The 18,872-nt window shown below is 59.2% G+C and carries 17 protein-coding genes; all 17 read right to left on the bottom strand.

Annotated elements, in window-relative coordinates; genetic code table 11:
* Positions 1 to 545 precede the first annotated feature (545 nt).
* The 17 genes from DW136_RS04280 to DW136_RS04200 all read right to left on the bottom strand — a co-directional run bounded on the left by DW136_RS04280 (position 546) and on the right by DW136_RS04200 (position 18,802).
* Positions 546 to 1,574 carry an ABC transporter ATP-binding protein gene (locus tag DW136_RS04280; protein ID WP_118289141.1) on the bottom strand — a complete coding sequence of 343 codons (1,029 nt, stop codon included), beginning with the start codon at positions 1,572 to 1,574 and terminating at the stop codon, positions 546 to 548.
* Positions 1,575 to 2,666: an ABC transporter ATP-binding protein gene (locus tag DW136_RS04275; RefSeq protein ID WP_117564867.1), complete on the bottom strand. Its 1,092-nt coding sequence runs from the start codon at positions 2,664 to 2,666 to the stop codon at positions 1,575 to 1,577.
* Between the two features lie 2 nt (positions 2,667 to 2,668).
* Positions 2,669 to 3,604, bottom strand: a complete 936-nt coding sequence (locus tag DW136_RS04270) for an ABC transporter permease (RefSeq protein ID WP_117584279.1) — start codon at positions 3,602 to 3,604, stop codon at positions 2,669 to 2,671.
* A gap of 14 nt (positions 3,605 to 3,618) precedes the next feature.
* Positions 3,619 to 4,656, bottom strand: a complete 1,038-nt coding sequence (locus DW136_RS04265) for an ABC transporter permease (protein WP_089572952.1) — start codon at positions 4,654 to 4,656, stop codon at positions 3,619 to 3,621.
* A 157-nt stretch (positions 4,657 to 4,813) separates the two neighbouring features.
* The gene (locus tag DW136_RS04260) at positions 4,814 to 6,490 is read right to left on the bottom strand and encodes an ABC transporter substrate-binding protein (RefSeq protein ID WP_117584278.1); all 1,677 of its coding nucleotides are present in this window, start codon (positions 6,488 to 6,490) and stop codon (positions 4,814 to 4,816) included.
* 290 nt (positions 6,491 to 6,780) lie between these two features.
* Positions 6,781 to 7,035 carry a preprotein translocase subunit SecG gene (gene secG, locus DW136_RS04255; RefSeq protein ID WP_006236144.1) on the bottom strand — a complete coding sequence of 85 codons (255 nt, stop codon included), beginning with the start codon at positions 7,033 to 7,035 and terminating at the stop codon, positions 6,781 to 6,783.
* A gap of 164 nt (positions 7,036 to 7,199) precedes the next feature.
* Entirely contained in the window at positions 7,200 to 8,753 is a 1,554-nt protein-coding gene (gpmI, locus tag DW136_RS04250; protein ID WP_118289140.1) for a 2,3-bisphosphoglycerate-independent phosphoglycerate mutase, read from the bottom strand.
* A 5-nt stretch (positions 8,754 to 8,758) separates the two neighbouring features.
* Positions 8,759 to 9,526 (bottom strand): triose-phosphate isomerase, encoded by a 768-nt coding sequence (tpiA, locus tag DW136_RS04245; RefSeq protein ID WP_089572945.1) that lies wholly within the window; start codon positions 9,524 to 9,526, stop codon positions 8,759 to 8,761.
* A complete protein-coding gene (gene pgk, locus DW136_RS04240; RefSeq protein WP_099431437.1) occupies positions 9,519 to 10,709 on the bottom strand; it encodes a phosphoglycerate kinase in 1,191 nt (396 codons plus the stop codon). The genes tpiA and pgk overlap by 8 nt, the downstream gene beginning before the upstream one ends.
* 140 nt (positions 10,710 to 10,849) lie before the next feature.
* Positions 10,850 to 11,875, bottom strand: a complete 1,026-nt coding sequence (gene gap, locus DW136_RS04235) for a type I glyceraldehyde-3-phosphate dehydrogenase (RefSeq protein WP_022094880.1) — start codon at positions 11,873 to 11,875, stop codon at positions 10,850 to 10,852.
* A 193-nt stretch (positions 11,876 to 12,068) separates the two neighbouring features.
* A complete protein-coding gene (gene whiA, locus DW136_RS04230; RefSeq protein WP_099431435.1) occupies positions 12,069 to 12,998 on the bottom strand; it encodes a DNA-binding protein WhiA in 930 nt (309 codons plus the stop codon).
* A 6-nt stretch (positions 12,999 to 13,004) separates the two neighbouring features.
* Entirely contained in the window at positions 13,005 to 13,925 is a 921-nt protein-coding gene (gene rapZ, locus DW136_RS04225) for an RNase adapter RapZ (protein ID WP_022094878.1), read from the bottom strand.
* A gap of 100 nt (positions 13,926 to 14,025) precedes the next feature.
* The gene (locus tag DW136_RS04220; RefSeq protein WP_022094877.1) at positions 14,026 to 14,712 is read right to left on the bottom strand and encodes an N-acetylmannosamine-6-phosphate 2-epimerase; all 687 of its coding nucleotides are present in this window, start codon (positions 14,710 to 14,712) and stop codon (positions 14,026 to 14,028) included.
* Positions 14,713 to 14,852: 140 nt separating this feature from the next.
* Positions 14,853 to 15,818 (bottom strand): ROK family protein, encoded by a 966-nt coding sequence (locus DW136_RS04215; RefSeq protein ID WP_117584276.1) that lies wholly within the window; start codon positions 15,816 to 15,818, stop codon positions 14,853 to 14,855.
* Between the two features lie 173 nt (positions 15,819 to 15,991).
* Positions 15,992 to 16,912, bottom strand: coding sequence for a dihydrodipicolinate synthase family protein (locus DW136_RS04210; protein ID WP_035138887.1), 921 nt, complete (start codon positions 16,910 to 16,912; stop codon positions 15,992 to 15,994).
* A 68-nt stretch (positions 16,913 to 16,980) separates the two neighbouring features.
* Positions 16,981 to 17,832, bottom strand: a complete 852-nt coding sequence (locus DW136_RS04205) for an acetylxylan esterase (protein WP_117584275.1) — start codon at positions 17,830 to 17,832, stop codon at positions 16,981 to 16,983.
* Entirely contained in the window at positions 17,825 to 18,802 is a 978-nt protein-coding gene (locus tag DW136_RS04200) for an acetylxylan esterase (protein ID WP_117584274.1), read from the bottom strand. The genes DW136_RS04205 and DW136_RS04200 overlap by 8 nt, the downstream gene beginning before the upstream one ends.
* Between the last annotated feature and the right edge of the window lie 70 nt (positions 18,803 to 18,872).

Below are 18,872 nucleotides of genomic sequence, written 5' to 3'. Positions count from 1 at the left end.
ACGAGGAAGATAATAACCTATGATTCGAGAACTGTGCAAGCACTTTTTTGAAAAAAGTTTACGAATTTGTAAATGCGCAGGTAGATCTGTATATCCGGTTCGGAATGGGGGCAGCTTCCCAGCGCGTCCTCGGGCATGCGGTACATTTTGATCCGCGCTTCGCGCTACAAAATGTACCGCCCCCTGCGGAATGCGCTGGGAAGCTGCCCCCATTCCGAACCTACGTTAACATGCTCCAGGCAAAGTTCCTAAACATATTCTGGGGCTGATAAGAATTTAGTGGCTCGGCTTTGCCGAGCCCTTATATGGGAAGGCCGGAGCCAAAGCTCCGGCCTCGCTCAATTTCCTATTAGATTAAGTGAGCGATCAAGGAATCGCACCCCTCCCTGCCGCGTTACCGCAGGGTCCACCCTGGTGTTACTTTTCAGAACATTCCGCAGGACGCAAGTAACCCCCGCCGCACGAAGTGCGCAGCGGGGGTTACTTGCATGTCCGAGGACGTTCTGAAAAGTAACACCAGGGCGGGCCCGGACGAGAACAACCGACTACAGGTCGATGTGCGATTCCTTGATCGGGAACGGCTCGGCGAAGTGGCACGCGCAGCAGTGGCCCGGGGCAACTTCCTTAAACTCAGGAAGCTTCTCGGAGCAGATGCCCTGCGCGATCGGACAGCGCGTGTGGAAACGGCAGCCGGTCGGCGGATCTAGCGGCGACGGCGGATCGCCAGCGAGGATGATGCGCTTGCGGGTCTTCTGAATATCCGGATCGGGCACCGGCACGGCAGACAGCAGTGACTGCGTGTACGGGTGGTGCGGCTCGCTATAGAGTGTCTTCCAGTCCGAAACCTCGACCATCTTACCCAGATACATAACGGCAACGCGATCGGAGATGTGCTGCACGACGGACAGGTCGTGGGCGATAAACAGATACGCCGTACCGAACTTGTCCTGAAGATCCTTGAGCAGGTTCAGAACCTGGGCCTGAATGGAAACATCCAGAGCGGAAACGGGCTCGTCGCAGATGATCAGCTTGGGCTTCAGAGCGAACGCGCGGGCGATGCCGACACGCTGACGCTGACCGCCCGAGAACTCGTGCGGATAGCGGTTGATGTGCTCGGGGTTGAGGCCGACGACGTCCAGCAGCTCACGGACACGCTCAATGCGCTCCTCCTTGGTGCCCACGCCATGAATAGTCATGGGCTCGGAGACGATCTCGCCGATGGTCATACGAGGATTGAGCGAAGCATAGGGGTCCTGGAAGATGAACTGCATCTCACGACGCATGTCCTTGATCTCATGCTTGCTCATCTCGGCAACGTCTTTGCCCTGGAAGAACACCTTACCTGCCGTCGGCTTGGTCAGGCGCATGATGGTGCGGCCCGTGGTGGACTTACCGCAACCAGACTCGCCGACCAGGCCAAAGGTCTCGCCCGGATAAATCTCGAACGAAATGTCATTCACAGCAGAGACGACGCGCTTGGAAAAACGCTTGGCGAACATGCCGGACTCTGCGGGGAACTCCTTAGAAAGATGCTCGACCTTCAGCAGCGGAGTGCGCTCGTTATTGTCTGCCATTTACGCCTCGCCTCCCTTCTTGGAATCCTTGCGCGTGCGGGACGTCTCAGGGGCGTTCTTGAGGAACTCGGGGTCACCGGAATAATGGCACGCAGAATAGTGGCCGGACTCGGTGACAACGCGCTCGGGGCGCTGCTTGCGGCACTTGTCGGTCGCATAGGGGCAGCGAGGAGAGAAGACGCAGCCCTCGGGCAGGTTCATGAGCGAAGGCGGGTTGCCGTGAATCGGCGTCAGCGGCTTCTTCTCATCGATGGCCTGCTCCGGGATGGAGCGAATAAGACCCCAGGTGTAGGGATGGCGGCTCTCGTAGAAGATTTCCTCAGCAGTACCGAACTCGACGGGACGGCCGGCGTACATAACCATAATCTTATCGGCCATATCGGCGACGACGCCCAGGTCATGGGTAATCATAATAATGGCGTTGCCGTTCTTCTCCTGCATCTCCTGCATGAGCTCGATAATCTGAGCCTGAATGGTAACATCCAGAGCCGTCGTGGGCTCGTCGGCAATCAGGATATCGGGATCGCAGGCAAGAGCCATAGCGATCATGACACGCTGACGCATACCGCCGGAGAACTGGTGCGGATACTCATTGACGCGCTTCTCGGGCTCGGGGATACCCACGAGGTCCAAAAGCTCGGTAGCGCGCTTGAGCGCCTCCTGCTTGGAGTAGCCGCGGTGCAGACGAAGGCCCTCGCCCACCTGCTTGCCGATCTTATAGACCGGGTTCAAGGAGGTCATAGGATCCTGGAAGATCATCGCGATGTCGTTACCGCGAATGTGCTGCATCTCTTCCTCGGTCATCTCGAGGATAGAACGGCCGCGATAGCGAACGTCGCCGCCCTCAATCTTTCCCGGAGGCATCGAGATAAGACCCATGATGGTCATGGCGGTCACAGACTTACCGGAGCCGGACTCACCGACGACACCGAGGGTCTCGCCGCGATCGAGCGTGTAGGAGACACCGTCGACAGCGCGAACAACGCCATCTTCGGTGTGGAAATACATCTTAAGGTCATCGACCTCGAGCAGATGCTGGCCCTCGGGAACCGGCTGGTCCTTCAGGTCCACATAGTTCTTGTTCTTCTTCATCCTTATGCGTCCTTCATCTTGACGTCGAGGGCGTCGCGCAAACCGTCACCCAGCAGGGTGAAGGCGAGCACCGTCGAGAGAATTGCCAGACCGGGCATGATCATCATCCAGGGAGCAGTCAGAAGATACTGCTGACCGTCCTGAATCATGGAGCCCCACGAAGGCGTAGGCGGAATAACGCCCATGCCGAGGAAGGACAGAGCGGACTCGGTCAGAATAGCGCCGCCGATGTTCATGGTCGCGTAGACCACGATGGAAGCAACGGAGTTCGGGAAGATATGGCGCATAACGATACGGGCATCGGATGCACCCATGGCGCGGGCGGCGTCAACATAGTCGTTCTCTTTGACCGTGAGGATCGCGGATCTAAAGACGCGCGCAATCGAAGGCCAGCCGAGAATACCGATGGCGATAAAGACGTTCTGAAGGCCACGGCCGATAACGGCGATCATGGCGACGACGAACAGCACGTACGGGAACGCCAGGAAGATGTCCGCGCAGCGCATGATAATCGTATCCCAGATGCCGCCATAGAAACCGGCAAGGGCGCCCATGACCAGACCGATCACCGTGGAGATGGCGGTGGCCATAATACCGACGGAAAGCGAAACACGTGCACCGTAGATAACACGAACGAGAATGTCGCGGCCAAGGGCGTCGGTGCCAAACGGGTGCTCGGCACACGGAGCCAGCAGCGACGTCTCGGCCATGGTGGTCGAGTCGGAAGCCGTCGGCGAACCGAGCCAGGGCTTAGCCCACAGATCTGCGGTCAGGGCAACCAAAACGACGACGATGATCCAGCAGACACCGATAACGGCGAGCTTGTTCTTGCGAAGACGCTTAAAAGCGTCGCCCCACAGCGTGCGGGACTTGGCGGGAGCAGATGCGGCCTTGGTGGCGGTAGCCTGCTCCTGAGACTGAGAATCAGTTTCCTGCATGAGACGTACCTCCCTTAGGCCTTATCCGACGGACCGCCAAGGCGGATGCGCGGGTCGAGGAATGCATAGCTAATGTCGACGAGCAGGTTGATCACCATGACGACGACGACGATGAGCGTAACGCCGCCCATAACGATGGGCCAGTCACGCATGCTAATGGCGCGATAGACCTCATAGCCGATACCGGGCCAGTTAAAGACCGTTTCGGTCAGGATGGCACCCGAAAGCATGCCGCCAAAGTCGACACCAATATAGGTAACGACGGGGATGAGTGCATTCTTAAGCGCATGCTTGATGATGATCGCGCGATTGGAGAGACCCTTGGCCTTTGCCGTACGGATGTAATCTTGGTTCATGACGTCAAGCAGCTGTGAACGCATAATGCGGGCAGCATAAGCGGTCGAAACCGAAGCCAGCGTAATGGTCGGAAGCACATAGTGCATCCAATCCTGATACTGAGAGCTGGAACCGCCGGCACCCGAAATCGGCATGGAGAATGCGCCGCCGGTGAGATCCTTAAGGATGACGCCGAAGAACAGCTGCAGCAGCATGCCGAGCCAGAAGGCGGGAACGGCAACGAGGATCGACGTGGTGAGCGTTACCAAAATATCCCAGAAGGAATAACGCTTTACCGCCGAAATGATACCCGCACCGATACCCATGATCGCCTCGAGCACGATGGCGCACGCGGCGAGTTTGACCGTATACGGATACTTCTGGGCAAAGATTTCCGTAACCGGCAGCTTGCGCTGGTACGAATTACCCAGATCGCCATGAAGCAGACCGTTCATGTAATACAGATAACGGTCTACAAGCGACGTCTGAACGGGATCGCCGTTCTCGTCAAGGATCGCGTTACCGTCCTCGTCCGTCTGGACCAGGTGATAGCGTACGCGAAGCTGAAGCTCTACCTCGGGGGACAGAGCCTTGTCTCCACCGATCAACTTGATCGGATCTCCCGGCACGATATTCTGGAGGGCGAACAGAATCAGCGTGACGCCCAAAAACACCGGGATGAACTGAAGCACACGTTTAACGATGTACTTACCCATACCACTCCCCTATCTAGGGATTAACCTAAATGGGATGCCGATCGCCAGACCGGCATCCCAAAATTACCATCAGCCAGTTTACCCCAGGTTAGGGGGAACTGTATGTTTCCCATGAGGTCTACGTAAATACTTGACCCTCACGGAAGCTGCAAAACTCTTAGGCGAGCTCAGCGGTACCCAGATCGGCGTGCTTCTGCGGATCAACGTAGAGGTACTTGACGCGGTCGGAGCCAGCGATGGTGTGCGTGTAGAACATCACCGGGATGACCGGGCAGTCGGCGGCGACCATGGCGTCGGCCTCCTGCATCTTGGCGATACGCTCGTCGTCGTCAACCGTGGCACGGGCCTCGTCAACCTTGGCGTCAAAGTCGGGGTTGCTGTAACCGGAGCGGTTGTCGCCACCCAGGGAGTCGGAGTGGAACAGCGGATACAGGAAGTTGTCCATGATCGGGTAATCGGCGATCCAGCCCAGACGGCCGAACTGATAGTTGAAGTTCTGATACTGCTCGAGCAGGGCAGACCACTCAGGGGTATCGGAGACGGCGGTGACGCCCACCTTGGCGAGGTCGCCGATGATGGACTCCATGATCTCCTTGTGGCCGCCGTCCTGGTTGTAGGACAGGGTCACATTGATGCCACGATCGCCGTTAGCGCCAGCGGGAGCGACCTTGTCGAGGTACTCGTTAGCCTTGTCGACGTCGTAGGCGCAGAACTCCCATGCGCCCTCCTTGTAGCCGGCGATTCCCGGAGGAACGATGCCGTCAGCGGGGGTACGGGTGCCCTTGAAGATGGTCTTGCAGATGGCCTCACGGTTGATAGCCAGGGAGATGCCCCTACGCAGGTCAGCGTTGTTGAACGGCTCGGCCGTGGTGTTGCACGTCAGATAGTACGTGGAAGGCTCGGAACCGAGCAGCATGCGCGCACCATCACTCATGGTGTAGCCATCCTTGGACTCGCCGCGGTCCTTCTTGGCGGCGTCGATCTGAGCAACGGGAACGTCGCAGACATCAAGGTTACCGGCCTGGAACTCCTTGTAAGCGGTCTCCACGTCCTTGATGACCTGGAAGTGGATGGCGTCGATCTTGGCCTTGTCGCCATAATAATCGTCGAACTTCTTGAGGTTGATCTCCTGACCATCCTCCCACTTACCGTCCATCATGAACGGGCCGTTGCCGACCGGGGCAAGATAGAAGCTCTTGACATCGGTCTCGGCGCACTCGGGAACCGGGGACAGAGCCGGGTGAGAGGCGACGAAGGGGAAGTCGGCGTAGGCGGAAGTCAGCTTGACGACGAGGGTCTCGTCATCCGGGCAGGTAACGCCGGACAGCTCGGTAGCATTACCGGCAAGCAGATCGTCATAGCCCTCGACCATGGAAAGGTGGTAGGAGACCTCGGAAGGACCATACTCGGTAGCGATGGCCGACTTAGTGTTGACCAGGCGCTCCCAGCCGAGCTTGAAGGACTTGGAGGTAACGTCGTCACCGTTGTGGAACTTGGCCTTCTTGATCTTGAAGGTGAACTCGGTGGCGTCGTCGTTAGCCTCAAAGGACTCGCAAGCCAGCGGAACGATCTCGCCCTTCTCGTTATCGTACTCCGTCAGAGCGTCGAAGAGCTGGTACTCGACCTGAGTGCCCTGATCCTCCTGGACGTTGTAGGGGTCGATGCAGACCGGGTTGTTGATGTAGAAGTTCAGCGTCGAACCGGACTCAGAACCGGAAGCGTCGCCGCCCTTCTTGCCGCATGCGGCAAGAAAAGCCATGGAGCTCGCAGCGAGGGTGCCGCCAACAAAGGCGCGACGACCCATAACGGGCTGGTGGAACATAGAATCAGCCATGCCATCCTCCTTATGAGATAGGACAAAGTGAATTCGGCCGGGCAACGTCAAGACAGCCCGATCGAACCATTCAAACGCGGTCCGCCGTTATGGCTGGTTATGCAGTGCGGACCAACGTTTCGCAATACAGTAGCGCATTTTATGCACAATATGGCGCTAATTCCGGTTAACGGTCGAGAATTTCTTTAGTTAGGCGAAGTATGTGGGGATATTTTGACTCTATTACAAGTCTGTAAACAAAAAGGGCCCCGCACATGCGGGACCCTTTACAAACGTATATACGCCGATGCTTAGTAGCCGACGATGCCCTGCGGGAAGAAGAACATGCACAGAACGACACACACAGCAAAAACGACGGCCATAATTACCGTCAGGCGATCGAGGTTCTGCTCCATGACGCCCGTGGCAGAGCTGGAGTTATACAGCGAGCTAGCGATCATATCCGAAACGCCGGTGCCCTTACCGGAATGCATCAGAACGAGAATCGTCAGCGCCACGGCAGAAACAGCCCAAACGACAAACAGAAGAATCTGGAACGGACCCATAGATAAGCTCCTTAATAGAACAATTCAAACTCCAGTACTGTACCACAACCTTCAACACTCCCCCACCTGCCATTTAGGGACGGGGTAGAAATGGCAGAAATACCAAAAAGGGGGTCGTCCGGTTGTGGACAACCCCCTTACTAGAAAACGGTATTTGTTTTCTATTAGGCCTCGGTGGCGAGCACGCGACCCGTCATCTCGGCGGAAGGCTCAATACCAGCCATGGTGAGCATGGTCGGAGCGATATCGGAAAGACGGCCGTCCTCGATACCGGTGAGCTTGGCCTTATCATCAACGATGATGAACGGCACGCGGTTGGTGGTGTGAGCCGTAAACGGATGCTTGGAACCGTCGGAAGCAACGTCAAACATGTGATCGGCGTTGCCATGGTCGGCGGTAATCAGCGCAAAGCCGCCCTTGGCGAGAATCGCCGGGACAACCTTGGACAGAGCATCGTCAACAGCCTCGACGGCCTTAACGGCGGCGTCGAAGACACCGGTGTGGCCAACCATGTCGCAGTTCGCGAAGTTCACGATGTAGAAATCAGCGCGATCCTCGTTAATAGCGGCGACGAGCTTCTCGGTAACCTCGGGAGCGCTCATCTCGGGCTGCAGATCGTAGGTAGCAACCTTGGGGGAAGCGACGAGCACGCGCTCCTCGCCCTCCTTGGGCTCCTCGATGCCGCCGTTGAGGAAGAACGTCACATGGGCGTACTTCTCGGTCTCGGCGGTGTGCAGCTGCTTCAGGCCATTGGCGGCGATAACGTCGGCCAGAACGTTCTCGAGGAACGTCTTGGGGAAGGCGACCTCGACGTCAAACGTCGGATCGTACTCGGTCATCGTCACAAAGTGCGAAAGCTTAATCTGCTCGCGCTCAAAGCCGTCGAACTCCTTGTCCGTGAACACGCGAGTCATCTGACGAGCGCGGTCGGGACGGAAGTTGAAGAAGATGGCCGCGTCGCCCTCGTGAATGCCCTCGTTGTGGGCAGCAAAGGGCTCGACGAACTCGTCGCCGCGCGGATCCTTCTCGTAGTAGGCCTTGATACCGGCAACGGGGTCGGTATCGGCATCGGACGCGTTGACCATGACGTCGTAGGCACGCTGGATGCGCTCCCAGCGGTTGTCGCGGTCCATGGCCCAATAGCGGCCCGAAACGGTGGCAACGCGAGCGTCGCAACCGGTCTCCTCGGAGATCTTAGCCAGAAAAGCGCAGAACTCGCTCATGTAGCCGGCACCGGACTGCGGGTCGACGTCGCGGCCATCCATGAAGGCGTGGACGCGAACGGTCTTGACGCCATGCTGGGCAGCCATCTTGACCAGAGCCTCGACGTGGTTCATGTGAGAATGAACACCGCCAGGGCTCATAAGGCCCATAAGGTGGAGAGTCTTGCCGTCAGCCTTGACGTCGTCCATAGCCTTGACGAAGACCTCGTTCTTGGCGATGGAGCCGTCCTTGATGGCGTTGTTGATGCGCGAAAGCTCCTGGAACACGATGCGGCCGGCACCGATGTTGAGGTGACCCACCTCGGAGTTGCCCATCTGGCCGTCGGGAAGGCCCACGTCCTCGCCCGAAGCACCGAGCGTGGTGTGAGGATACTTCTCGTACAGGCTATCAAGGAAGGGCGTCTTGGCAGCGGCGACGGCGTTCTCGCCATCAGCCGGAGCAAGGCCGCAGCCATCCATGATGATCAGGAGTGCAGGAAGATGACGCTGTGCCATATGTCCTACTCGCCTGCCTTGACGACCATAGAGGCGAAGTCGGCAGCCTTGAGCGAAGCGCCGCCCACGAGGGCGCCGTCAACGTCGGGCTTGGCGACGAGCTCGGCAATGTTGCCGGGCTTAGCGGAACCACCGTACAGGACGCGGATACCGTCGGCGAGCTCCTCGCCAAACATCTCCTTGAGGGTCTCACGGATAGCGCCGCAGACCTCCTGAGCGTCCTCGGCGGTAGCGGTCTTGCCGGTGCCGATGGCCCAGATGGGCTCGTAGGCGACGACGACCTGCTTGGGGCAGGTGATCTCAAGACCAGCAAGGCCAGCTTTGACCTGGTTCACGACGTGCTCGACATAGGTGCCAGCCTCGCGGACCTCGAGGGACTCGCCGCAGCAGAAGACGGGAACAAGACCGGCGGCAACGAGGGCCTTGGCCTTCTTGTTCTGGTCCTCGTCGGTCTCGTGGAAGTAGTCGCGACGCTCGGAGTGACCGATGATGCAGTAGGTGCAGCCAGCGGACTTGAGCATGTCGCAAGAGGACTCACCGGTGAAGGCACCCTTGGCCTCCCAGTACACGTTCTGTGCACCGAGGGCGATGGGGGCAGCCTGAATGCGGTCATGAACCGTGGTGATGTCAATGGTCGGAGGGCAGACGAGCACCTCGACGCCAGCCGGAACCTCGGGCAGAGCCTGAGCCAGCTCGTCGGCGAGCTTGGCGGCCTCGGCGACGTCGTTGTTCATCTTCCAGTTACCAGCGATAAGAAGGGTGCGATTAGGCATCGAGAAGCGCCTCCACTCCGGGCAGGGCCTTACCCTCGACGAGCTCCATGGAAGCGCCACCACCGGTGGAGATCCAGCTCATCTTGTCGGCCAGGTTGAACTTGTTGACAGCCGCGACAGAGTCACCACCGCCGATGATCGAGGTGCAGTCGGCCTCGGCGACGGCCTCGGCGATAGCCTGGGTGCCGTGAGCGAAGTTGTCGAACTCGAAGACGCCCATGGGGCCGTTCCAGAACACGGTCTTGGCGCCCTTGACGGCCTCGGCGTAGAGCTCCTCGGTCTTGGGGCCGATGTCCATGCCCTCACGATCGTCGGGGATAGCGTCGGAAGCGACAACCTCGGGGACAGCGTCCTCGCCAAAGTGATCGGCAACGCGGTTGTCGATGGGGAGCAGGATCTTGACGCCCTTCTCCTCGGCCTTCTTGAGCATCTCGCCGGCGCGCTCGACCCAGTCCTCTTCCTTGAGGGACTGACCGACGGTCAGGCCCTGAGCCAGGAAGAAGGTGTAGGCCATGCCGCCACCGATGATCAGGGTGTCAGCGGAGTCGATGAGGTGATCGAGAACGCCGATCTTGGAGGAAACCTTGGAACCGCCGACGATAGCGACGAAGGGGCGCTCGGGCTCGGCGAAGATGCCGGTCAGCGTGTCGACCTCCTTCTCGAGCAGGAAGCCGGCGACGGCAGGCAGGTAAGCGGCGGGGCCCACGACGGAACCCTGGGCGCGGTGAGCGGTGCCGAAGGCATCGAGAACGAAGACGTCACCATAGGAAGCGAGCTTCTTGGCGATCTCGGGATCGTTCTTCTTCTCACGCTTGTCGAAACGGACGTTCTCGAGAACGAGGACCTTGCCCGGCTCGACGGCGGCGACAGCCTCAGCAGCCTTCTCGCCGTAGGTGTCGGCGACAAAGGCAACATCGAGACCAGAGAGCTCAGCGAGCTTCTTGGCGACAGGCTCAAGGGAGAGCTCAGGCTGGAAGCCGGTGCCCTCGGGACGGCCGAGGTGGCTCATGAGAATGACGCGAGCGTTGTGCTCAACGAGGTAGTTGATGGTGGGCAGGGCAGCCTTGATGCGGGTGGTGTCGCCAACGACGCCATCCTTGATAGGCACGTTGAAGTCAACGCGGACGAGAACGCGCTTGCCGTCGACATCGATGTCGCGGACGGTCTTCTTGGTAAAGGCCATGTTTGCTTCTACCTTTCGTACGTGTCTGCCTCCCATTACGGCAGACGATTTCCTATAAAAAGGGCGCGACCCTAGGGTGTAAGCCCTATAAGGCCGCGCCCTTCTTTAGACGCTCAACGAGCTATTCGCTAAAAGCTAAATTAAGCAACGAACTTCTCGAAGTACTTGATGGTGCGGACCATCTGAGAGGTGTAAGAGTTCTCGTTGTCGTACCAAGAGGTGACCTGAACGAGGGTCTGGCCGTTGCCGAGATCAGAGCACATGGTCTGAGTGGCGTCGAAGATGGAGCCGTGGGTCTCGCCGATGATGTCGGTGGAGACGATGTCGTCCTCGTTGTAACCGAAGGTCTCGGAGATGGTGGCAGCGTAGGCCTTCATAGCGGCGTTGACCTCGTCGACGGTGACCTTCTTGTCAACGACAGCGTAGAGGTTGGTGATGGAGCCGGTCGGCGTCGGGACGCGCTGGGCGGCACCGATGAGCTTACCGTTGAGCTCGGGGAGAACCAGGCCGATAGCCTTGGCAGCACCGGTGGTGTTGGGGACGATGTTGACGGCGCAGGCGCGGCTACGACGCTTGTTGCCCTTGCGCTGCGGGCCGTCGAGCGGCATCTGGTCGCCAGTCCAGGCGTGAATGGTGGTCATGATGCCGGACACGATGGGAGCGAAGTCGTTCAGACCCTTGGCCATCGGGGCGAGGCAGTTGGTGGTGCAGGAAGCAGCAGAGATGATGTTGTCCTCAGCGGTCAGCGTCTCGTGGTTGACGTTGTACACGATGGTGGGCAGATCGCTGCCGGCCGGAGCGGAGATGACGACCTTCTTGGCGCCAGCGTTGATGTGGGCCTGAGCCTTAGCCTTGCTGGTGTAGAAGCCGGTGCACTCGAGAACGACGTCGACGTCGAGGTCGCCCCAAGGCAGGTTGTTGGCGTCGGCCTCCTTGTAGATCTTGATCTCCTTGCCGTCAACGGTGATGGAATCCTCGCCAGCAACGACCTCGTGATCGCGAGCGTAGTTGCCCTGCGTGGAGTCGTACTTCAGCAGGTAAGCGAGCATATCGGGAGAGGTGAGGTCGTTGATAGCGACGATCTCGGAGCCCTCATGACCGAACATCTGACGGAAAGCCAGACGACCGATGCGACCGAAGCCGTTAATAGCAACCTTTACTGCCATTGTGTCTCCTTTCGTAAGGCCCCCGCAAGCTACAGCGCCCGCCGTTGAGGCCCACAAACTAACCACTCGCCTAATATACCTTTTTTTTGACTTGAATTTCACGAGAATAGTCGAAATTGAAAATCAAATTTACGTTAAAACGTTTTAAAGAATAAAATAGCAGCTAAATCCGTATATAAGTCGATACTTTAAACTACCGGTTTGCTTCAATGAGCTTTTCAAGCCTCAAAACTCGATGGTAGAGGGCCGACTTCGACAAGGGAGGGTCAGCCATCTCACCTAAATCACGCAGCGACAGATCGGGATAGCGCTCGCGCAGGTCGCAAAAGACCGCCAAGGCATCCGGAAGCGCATCGCGAAGGCCGCGCTGCTCGAGCTCATCGATAAGCGCAAGCTGATGTTGGGCAGCACCGGCGCTTCTGGTCTGGTTGGCGAGCTCGGCGTTCACGCGACGGTTCACATCGTTCTTAACCAACTTGACCGCGCGCGCCTCCTCAATCTCGGCAACGCTGCGCTTGGCACCAATCAGCTTTAATAGATGCTCGATTTCCTCGGCGCTCTTAATGTACACGGCATATGACCCCCGCCGTGCATTAACACGAGCATGGACCCCAATCTGCCCCAACAGGTCGCAAAGCCCCTTAGCATATTGCTCGCCCTGCACCGCGATCTCCAAATGAAAATCGCCGCGTGGATCGGCCACGAAGCCGCCCGCGATGAGCGCGCCGCGGATGTAGGCAAGCCTGCAGCAGGGACGGGCAACGATGTGTCGGGGAACACCAGCGACGAGCCCTCCCCTGCGGTCTAGAATGCCCAGCAGCACCAGAGCCTTGTCCAGGTCGGGTTGATCGGGCAGGGTAATGAGATAGTTACGGACCTTATGCAAGACCGATTTACGAACGGTGAATTCCGTTTTGAGCTTAAGAATGCGATGCGTCAGCGTGATCATCGTGCGCGCGACGGCTCCCGTCTCGGTCGCGACCGTCAAACGATACCGCCCGGAGCCGGCCAACGAAAGCGTACCGCTCACACGCGTCAGGGCGGCAAGCGTCGACAAATCGCAGTATTCACATTCGGGTTCGCAGCGCGCAAGCTCGTCACGCACCTCGGCGGTAAACGACATGCAGGCCTATGCCTTCGTGTTGGCGCGCGACAGGTCGCGGTGGGAGATGCTCACGTGATACTGGGCGCCTTCCAGGTAACGGGCCGTGGCCTCGGCGATGGCGACGCTACGGTGCTGTCCGCCCGTGCAGCCGATGGCGATAGAAAGCTGCGGCTTACCCTCCGCGATATAGCCCGGCATCACCGTATCGAGCAGCTGCGTCCAGGCCTTCCAGAACTCCTGGGTCTTGGGATGGTCCAGAACAAAGTCGGAGACCTTTTTATCGAGACCGGTCATGGTGCGCATCTCGGGATCGTAGAACGGATTGGGCAGGAAGCGAACGTCGATCATAATGTCCGCCTCGACGGGCATACCGTGCTTAAAGCCAAACGAGAACACGTGAACGTCCATGAGCTGCTGGTCGGACAACTCGGAGAACGCCATGCGCAATTTGTTGCGCAGCGCAGAGGTGCGTAGGCGGCTCGTGTCGATAATCATATCGGCTCGATCGCGCACACCCTGCAGCTGCAGGCGCTCGCGCTGAATCGCATCGGCCGTAGTCTCCCCCGGCTTGGCAATGGGATGACGGCGGCGATTTTCGCTGTAGCGACGAATCAGTACCTCGTCAGAAGCCTCCAGGAACACGATGTCGCAGCTCATCTCGCGCTCTTCGAGCGCGGCGACCGCATCGAGCAGCTCATCGAACAAGCCCTGGCTACGCAAATCGCAGGTGACGGCGAGATGCCTGCCCACGCCCGTATTAATGCCGACGAGCTCGGCAAGCTGGGCGATCAGACGCGGAGGCAGGTTATCGATGCAAAAATAGCCCATGTCCTCGAACACGTGCATGGCCTGCGTGCGGCCCGATCCGGACATTCCGGTGATGATGACGATATCGGGGATGCGCTCCGAGCGCTCCGCCGCATCCATGGCATCTCCCTTTTGCATGTGCTGCCTCCCGAAAACAAGCACGGGACCCAGCAACCCGGATCCCGCGCGGTCAATTGCTTTATTGAGTATACCGCCCCGAGCGGATACGAGGCCTGTCTTACGCCTCAAGCGCAGCCTTGAACCAACTTGTAATACTCGTGGGGTGCGTGATGGCGGTGCCGACGACAACGGCCCAGGCGCCAGCATCGATCGCGGCGCGAGCCTCCTCGGGCGTATGCACGCGACCCTCGCAAATGATGGGAAGGCCGGGGAATTCCTCGGTCGCCTGACGCAGGAGCGGCAGGTCGGGGCCATCGGCCATGGTGCAGTCGATGGCGGCGACACCGTGAGAGAGCGTGGTAGATACCAGGTCGAAGCCCATATCAACCGCACGGCGAATGTCCTCGATGGTGGCACAATCCGCCATCAGGAGCACACCCTCCTCGTGCAGCGGACGGAAGGTATCCTCGACCGTCTTGCCATCGGGGCGCGGACGATCGGTGGCATCGATCGCCACGATATCGGCACCAGCAGCAACGCAGGCGCGGGCGTGACGCAGCGTCGGCGTGATGTAAACGCCCTCGTGTCCATCCTTCCATAGGCCAATAACAGGAACCTCACAGCGACCCTTAATGGCGGCAATGTCGGCAAGGCCCTGGCAGCGAATGGCGGCGGCGCCGCCGAGTTCGCAAGCGCGAGACATTTGAGCCATGGTCTCGGGCGTACGAAGCGGCTCGCCCATATACGCCTGAACGCTCACGACGAGCTTTCCCTTCAGGGATTGAATCAAAGGATCAACGGTCATGTGCGACTCAACCTTTCTCAAAACAGCCTTCTGAGACACCGCACCTTGACGTTCAAACCGTCGCTCGCGTACCGAAGTACGCTTCGCTCCTCTTTCACGTCAATCTGCGGCACCTCAGAAGGCGCACTTGGTAGTTATGTTTACTTCAACGACGCAAGAAGGTGTTCGGCGGCACCGATAAGCGGCGCGTCGCCCTCCAGAGAACCGATGAGGATCGGCGTGTCCTGAAGCGGGTCGAGCGCCTGGCTGGCATAGCCCTCGTGCACCGAGTCCTTCCACGTCTGCGAACGCCAATCGGGACCCTGATGAATTACGCCGCCCGAAAGCACGATGACCTCTGGATCCAGAATATTGGCAAGCGAGCCCAAGCTGGCGCCCAGCGCAAAGCCGGCGTCATGGATGACCTCGGTCGCCTTTGCGTCGCCAGCACGACACAGGTCGTTCACATCGCGACCGACCGAAGGACGGCTGGGGTCGACGCGGCCAAAACGCTCATCGTACATTCGACCAATGGAAGTGCCCGAAGCAACCGACTCCAGATGGCCGGAACGCCCGCAGGCGCAGGGAATGCCGGCGGCAGCCGAGCACTCGATGTGGCCCATATGGCCGGCAGCACCATGGAAGCCCTGCATCACGCGGCCGTTCTCGACATATGCGCCGCCGATGCCCGTGCCGATGCCAAGACACAAGACGGAGAACTTGCCCTTGCCGACGCCCCAGTGGGCCTCGCCCAGAGCATGAGCCTGCACGTCGCCTACGACGGCAACGGGAAGACCGAGGTCCTCGCGCAGACGCGGCCCCAACTGAACGCCGGACCAGCCGGGCATGATCTCATTGGCATACGCGATGGCGCCCGTCTTGGGATCGACGACGCCGGCGGCACCGATACCGACGCCAAGGACCTCGACATCGGGATTCGACTCGAGAGCAGCCTTGATGGACGCCTCGATACGCTGGAATACGGCCTCGCCGCCCTCCTGGGCCTCGGTAGGAACCTCGGCCTCAAAAACGGGATGGGGCACGCTGCCGTCAGCCGGGTACTCCATGATGGCAGTCGCGATCTTAGTTCCGCCGATATCGACAGAGCAGACGTACTTGTTCTCCATGTCGCTCTCCTTAGGAGATAAAAAACAACTACAGGAAATGCGCCGTCAGGCTAGCCGTCACAGCGCGGTAAAGGTTTTCCAGGTGCCCGAAATCGCCGAGAAACCGTGTGGCCATTGACCTAATGGGTCATGGCCGCACGGTTGAGGCGCGAGGTTGGGCGCCTGGGAAAGCACTACAGCAGACCGTTGTCCTGAAGGACCTTCTTAATCGCCTCGACGTTCTCGCCGGTCATGGCCTTCACCGGGCGCGGCATGGTCGGGCTGTCGAAGATGCCCATGAGGTTCATAGCAGTCTTGAAGGCGCCAACGCCACCGGCATAGCCCTGGACGCCAGAGGTGACATCCCAGATGTGCGAAATCTCATTGAGGCGATCCTGCTCGGCCTTGACGGTAGCCCAGTCACCAGCCTGGGCGGCCTTCCACTGACGCACGTAGCCCTCGGGCTCAACGTTGGCGAGACCCGGGACGGAACCGTCGGCGCCACCGAGGTAGGCGCCGTCGACAACAACCTCATGACCGGTGAGGATGCTCATCGGATGTCCGTTCTTCTCGTTCTCCTGAACGAGGTAGCGGAACGAGATGTCATCACCCGAGGAATCCTTGACGCCGGCCAGAACGCCCTCGGCGCCGAGCTTGGCAAGGAGCTTCCAGGGGAGCTTGGTGTGGACGCACACGGGGATGTCGTAGGCGAAGATGGGCAGGTCGAGTTCCTCATGCAGGATGCGGAAGTGCTCCTCGACCTCGGTCATGCCCTGCAGAGCATAGAACGGGCAGGTGGCGACAAGCGCATCGGCGCCCAGCTCCTGAGCGACCTTGCCGTGCTCGATCATGCGCTCGGTCTCGGTGTCGATGATGCCGACCAGAACGGGAACGCGGTGGTCGACGATACGGACGGCCTCGGCGATGATCTGACGGCGACGCTCGTCGGTGGAGAAGACAACCTCGCCCGAGGAGCCCAGGAAGAACAAGCCATCGACGCCGGCATCGATCATGCGGTTGATGCTGCGCTCAAAGGAGGCAACATCGAGCTGGTGGTCTTCGGTATCGGGAACAACGACGGGAGGGATAACGCCGGTGAATTTCTGAGTTGCCACAAGAATCTCCTTAGCTGTCTGGCGGGCAGCCCTATGCCGCCCACTCTTGTTGGCAGTGTCCAGGCCGTCTAGGCCAAAGAACACGGGTAGAACGTTTGGTTAAAGAAGTCGACGACTTTGTTTTCGAACGCATTGATGCGCTCGTGAGCGTATTTTGCATAGATGATATGCCTCCGGTCACACTCAAGACCGTTGAATACGGCAAACTGATCCTTGGGATCGCTCACGGTATCCATAAGCGATGTGCCCATGAGCACCGATCCGCGCACCCGAGACGACAGCGCCTCGAGGCCGCCAGGAAGCGGATTGGCAACCGCCGTGCAGGCGAGGCCCCGCTCGTCCAGAGCAGAAACCGCCAGCGCGACTCCGCCGCCAAGGCCCTCGCCCCATGCAAAGATGCGGTCGGGGTCCACGCCATCAAGATTGCGCGCCACCTTCGCCATCGCGCAACCCCAACGGACGCGCTTGACAAAAGCAGGAGAGGCAATCCCCTGCTGCAGCTCGCTGGATCCAATCGCCTCATCGTCCAGCGCAAGCACGGCATATCCCATGGCCGCAAACCTCGTCATGTGATGCCATCCCCGCACGGGTCGGTCGATGTCGTGAAACATCAGACATAGCGGCACAAGCTCGGATGCTCGGGCGCGACCGGCAGGCTCAATCAAGCGTGCGTGGACCACATCGCCACCAAGCTCAAAGGAAACCTCGGAGTAGCGGGCATACGGATTGGCGAAATCGATCACCGTAATACTCGGCCCGCAAACCTCAAGGTCCGAAGCGGCTATCTCTAATTCGGAAACATCCGCAGAAGCATCACCGCGCCAATCCCGGAAATCAGCGAGCCTTGACGAGACCGTTCCGGGAATCCCCACAAGGTCGGAGACAATCAGCTCATTGACATTGCTCTCGCACTTAGACATAAGCCTCCCCTCCCTTGCAGAAAAACGGAATGATCAGATCGTCAAAATCCTGAATCTCCTCGTGGCCAAAGCCTTCAAAGAACTCATGACGCTTTTCACAGGTCAGGTTGTTATAGACCGCAAACTGCGTCGCTGGCGGACAGACGGTATCGGCTGTGCCGGTGCCAAACAGCACGGGGCATTTGACCATAGGGGCAAAGTTCTTGGAATCGAAGTACGCCAGCTTGGCATAGGCTACGTCGATACGAGTCGAGTCCTCGTCAAACCAGCGAGACCAATAGCGCAGGCCCTCGTAGGCAATGTCGTCGGCATCCAAATCCCAGACCAGGCGGAAATCCGACAGGAAGGGATAGAGGATGGCGGCGCGATTGATAAGCTCGCTGTTAAGTGCACAGGTCGCAATGCCCAAACCGCCGCCCTGCGACGCGCCGTTCACAAACACACGGGCAAGATCGATGCCCTCGAGCTCGCGAACGATGCGGCACAGGATGCGAATATCTTGGTGCAAGCGGACATAGTAGAGGTTGGCCGGGTCGCCGTCGATACCGGCGACGATATGGCCCGCGACCGTTGTGCCCTCAAATCCACCAATGTCCTCGGAGGGACCTCCTTGGCCGGGGCAGTCGAGGGCGATGAGTGCCATGCCCATGCCCGCAAACGACGCCTGCTCAAACCAGCTGCGGCTTGCACCCGGATACCCATGGAACTGAAGTACCAATGGCACGGGCTCGTCCGAGACGGGTTTAAGGTACTTGGCATGCAGGCGAGCGCCACACATGCCGGTATACCAGAGGTCGAAAAGCTGGCAGGTCACGGCATCGGTGACCGATGCCGTCTCGATCGCATAGTCAAGCCCGACGGCGTCGGCCTCGGCCATGCGATCCTTCCAAAAGAGATCGAAATCTGATGGACGGGGCATGGCGCCTCGATATTCACCAAATTGCTGTTGCAGCTCCTGAGCACTTGGCATGGCTCGTGAACCCAACCTTTCGAAATCGCAACGGAGGTGCGCCCGGCAAGGGAACCGGGCGCACGGGAGG

Source organism: Collinsella sp. AM12-1, assembly GCF_003472325.1.
Taxonomy (GTDB): domain Bacteria; phylum Actinomycetota; class Coriobacteriia; order Coriobacteriales; family Coriobacteriaceae; genus Collinsella.
Note: the sequence above shows the minus strand (reverse complement) of the source record. Positions and strands in the feature narration are given on the sequence as shown.